We start from the raw sequence: 2,416 nt of genomic DNA, 5'->3' as shown, positions 1-2,416 counted from the left end.
CATAAGTTGTCACCACATAATGGATTGCCAGTTGAACCAAATAGTGCTGTTCGTATTTTGAACAACTTTGAAAAGTATAGGGGCAAGCTCAGCTCAACACCTTACTCATGCACTAAATTCGGTAGGGGGCACACATGTCATATTGGTACGTATGGAACCATGATCTCTTGAGTTGTTTAAACATTTATTGTTATGTTATAACATTTCCTTGGTTTGTTGTTTTGGCAAACAGAGATATTGCCTCTAGAGAATACGAGCGCGCAGCAAGGAGATGAGATAATGAATGCCGTTTTAGCTGAACCTTTGACAACGAGTTGTAATCAATCGTCAAGTATTGATGGAACGCTAGCTCATAAAGGGCAGAAGGGCCGAAATCCATCTTGTAGTGCAGCTTCATCCCCGACAGTGTTGGCTGACATTTACCAAGATGATATCAATGTCGCGATATGGCAGCGTAACTTTGATGAGAGCTTGGTGGCTGAAATAAATGAGTTTATAGCGGCTAACCCAAATTTTAGTAAGTCTGTTAGCGTGTCACCTGCAAACGCTTTCGACAAATTGGAATTCGCTACAGACGGAACGGCTTCAAAAGCCCTGCTAGAAAATATGGCTGAGCTGGTGGACATGTTCTGTTGCTTGTTTGAGCTTGAAGAAGTTGGTCTCCGCTTGGCTGTACTGAACAAGGCAATGTGTCCTCGCTTTCATTTTGACCAAGTACCTTGCCGGTTAGTGACAACCTATCATGGCATTGCGACTCAGTGGCTAGAAAACGATTCGGTTGACCGTTCTAAATTAGGTCGTGGAAGTAATGGCCAGCCAGACTTAGTATCTGGCCTCTACAATAACGAGTCTGACATCCAGCACATGTCCGCTGGTGATGTGGCGTTATTGAAAGGGGAACGTTGGAGCGGCAATGAAAACAGAGGCCTTGTCCACCGTTCGCCTGTCACTTCATCTGAAGAAGCTCGACTGTTACTGACCATAGACTTCGGTTAGCTCTTTTGGGCTGATGATCCTAGATAAGATGAGCAAGCAACTAGCGTGTCGCTTGCTCTTTTTCATTTAGGCGAAGATTCGAATGCGGTGGCCGTCTGGGTCAATCGCGACAAAGTTGATACCAAACACGGACTCTTCTAGTGCTTGTTCGAACTTGATTTCTTTTGCTCTCCATTCTTTATAGAGGTTTTCCAGAGCTTGTTTATCTGTCAATGCTATCGATAGCTCAGTGCCGCCACCAGTTACTTTGCTTGTTGGCGTTAGAGCGTCAGATTGCTTGAGGGTGATCTTCACATTGCTTGCAAAAGTTAACGCTGCAAATGTCGGAGATAGCAGTGTTGCCTCACAGTCAAAGGCTTTGGAATAAAAATCCATGCTGCTGTGAATGTCAGTGACGTAAAGGACAAATGAATCGATAGTAAACATAGCTGCTCCTAGTTAGGTTATCTGGTGTGGTGTTTCTTTGGACCACAGAAATATATCCCTCACTAGTGACAGTTTTTGTCAGTAGCGAATCACTTTGTCTGTAATTCCTTCCATGCTTTGCCACTCTTTGAGTAAGCTATTCCGCGATTTCGCATACTTTTCTTCCAGTGTGGTCCATTGGTTAATTCTATCGAGCCTGAAGTTTCGATAGGCACTACGTGTTTCACACCAAGCGACCAATACATAATAGTTTTCAAATACGCCAATCAGCATTGGCCATACGACTCTAGAACTTACTTTTGCCTTGGCGTCTGTGTATTGAATTCGAGCTTTGTTCTGTTGATTAATCGCTAACTTTATCTCCGACAGATCAAAACCTAAGTCTGCAACCTCAATAATTGAAGCAACACGAATGATATCTACACTGTGCTTAGCCTGATGGTTTGAAGGGAGCACGGCCGAGATCTTGGCAATTGCATTTTTAGCCGATTCACTGAACTCTCCATTAGCTTGCTTAGCGACCCAGTCGGCACCGAGTCGCAGCGCTTCTAGTTCGTCCGATGAAAACATCATGGGAGGCAGAGTAAAGGTGGGTTTAAGCAGGTAGCCAACACCAGCTTCGCCATCAATTTCCGCGCCTTGTGCTTGTAGCGTCGCAATATCGCGATAGATGGTACGTGTACTGACATCTAGTTCGTGAGCAAGGTGATCGGCTGGCACGGGATATTTGTGACAGCGCAATAATTGAAGCAAATCAAAGAGGCGTTGGCTTCGAGACATAAGAAAACTCTATGGACATAACGACTTATAAGATTAATCGAATGATAGGGTAAACGCTATTTTGATTGTGATAGATGAAGCAATAGGCGTGGCATGTACTTATCACATGATACTGATGAATTAATATGGAGTCTTAACGTATGATGTTCGACCTTTTGGTTTGATCTGGATCTATCTTTCGGCGCACATATACCTTAAATACAATGGCTTAGGG

At 43.9% G+C, this 2,416-nt stretch carries 3 protein-coding genes; 1 reads left to right on the top strand and 2 read right to left on the bottom strand.

The genetic code is table 11. The features are described 5' to 3' along the window. Positions 1-279 precede the first annotated feature (279 nt). Positions 280-996, top strand: coding sequence for a DUF1826 domain-containing protein (locus tag BCT81_RS07005; protein ID WP_102423657.1), 717 nt, complete (start codon positions 280-282; stop codon positions 994-996). Between the two features lie 66 nt (positions 997-1,062). On the opposite strand, the gene BCT81_RS07000 is transcribed toward BCT81_RS07005, so the two are convergent. Continuing rightward, on the bottom strand, positions 1,063-1,422 hold the full coding sequence (locus BCT81_RS07000; RefSeq protein ID WP_102423656.1) for a VOC family protein: 360 nt from the start codon (positions 1,420-1,422) through the stop codon (positions 1,063-1,065). A 78-nt stretch (positions 1,423-1,500) separates the two neighbouring features. Beyond that, positions 1,501-2,202: a YafY family protein gene (locus tag BCT81_RS06995; RefSeq protein WP_102423655.1), complete on the bottom strand. Its 702-nt coding sequence runs from the start codon at positions 2,200-2,202 to the stop codon at positions 1,501-1,503. Between the last annotated feature and the right edge of the window lie 214 nt (positions 2,203-2,416).

This window comes from Vibrio sp. 10N.261.52.A1 (assembly GCF_002876325.1).
In the GTDB taxonomy this organism is placed as follows: Bacteria; Pseudomonadota; Gammaproteobacteria; order Enterobacterales; family Vibrionaceae; genus Vibrio; species Vibrio chagasii.
Note: the sequence above shows the minus strand (reverse complement) of the source record. Positions and strands in the feature narration are given on the sequence as shown.